We start from the raw sequence: 1,022 nt of genomic DNA, 5'->3' as shown, positions 1-1,022 counted from the left end.
TGATGGGTGGTGTGGGGGCTGGAGGTTAGAGACCTCCGGCTACCCGATTATAACTTAATTGCACTAGGCAGTTCATGCCTGAGCCAGCCACCAGGAGTCATCTGATAACTTAGCCAAAATGTATCACTAAAAGACGATTTCAGTTTTAACGAAATTTTATCTCCGTTACGGCCGGATGGAGTAGTTTGTCTCTTCAGAAGAAGGTACGCCACCGTTTCAGGTAGCTTTTCAGAAAGGATTATTAATTCGTTATTTCCTTTAGTTTCAACTTCATTAAGGGACTTTTCTATATTTTTTTTAACATTAGCCAGGTTCAGGTTGTTATTTGCATACATTGCAAGCGCATTTATAAGAAACTCTTCACCTATGCCATGAGGGTATGCAGCAAAGAAATCAGTTTTACCATCAACTTTTTTAAAAAAGTCACTTTTGCCAGATATATGTTCATACCAATATGAGTACAAAGCATCGGCAGAAGAAGTTACATTTAAGAAGTAATCTCCTTTAAACTCATGCTTTGAACAGAAGTAATCATGTATTTTGATACTATGAAGAACTAACTTTATCTCATGTTTAAGCATTACGTGAAAAACGCTTATTGCCTTTTTATGGTCATCTTCTGTGATATATTTTTCAATTTTAGAAAGAGCATCGTAAGCAAGGCTTATATAGTAAGTTTTGTATTCGTTGTCATAGTCTTTGCTTTTTAGAATTTTAATTAAATCATTCATTGATTCTTTATATGTAGTATAAGATTCTTTCGATGGCTCACGCTTTTTGCTTGAATAAAAGGTCAATGCAGCAACTACAAAAGCAAAGGAAGTAAATATAGCTGATATGAATGATGGAATATTTCCTAAAATCAACAATGCATGTTCAGAGTTTTCAAACCGATTGTATGTAATCATTGTAGCCACATAAATTGCTAATGCAATTGACCATACAAGTTTACTCATGACTCTCCTTAAGTTATAACACTTTAGTATTTATGCGACACGCAGTTTGTGTTGCATAATCGCTTG

The 1,022-nt window shown here is 34.7% G+C and carries 1 protein-coding gene; it reads right to left on the bottom strand.

Features of this window, described 5'->3' with window-relative positions:
* Nucleotides 1-47: 47 nt before the first annotated feature.
* Nucleotides 48-956, bottom strand: a complete 909-nt coding sequence (locus GQR38_RS19925; protein ID WP_165723109.1) for a hypothetical protein — start codon at nucleotides 954-956, stop codon at nucleotides 48-50.
* Between the last annotated feature and the right edge of the window lie 66 nt (nucleotides 957-1,022).

It is taken from the genome of Pseudoalteromonas sp. c7(2019), from assembly GCF_011378625.1.
Lineage (GTDB): Bacteria > Pseudomonadota > Gammaproteobacteria > Enterobacterales > Alteromonadaceae > Pseudoalteromonas > Pseudoalteromonas arctica.
This window is presented reverse-complemented; position numbering and strand designations above follow the sequence as displayed.

Coding starts and splice junctions, on each gene's coding strand:
- GQR38_RS19925 (WP_165723109.1), bottom strand. CDS start 956: ATGAGTAAACTTGTATGGTCAATTGCATTAGCAATTTATGTGGCTACA.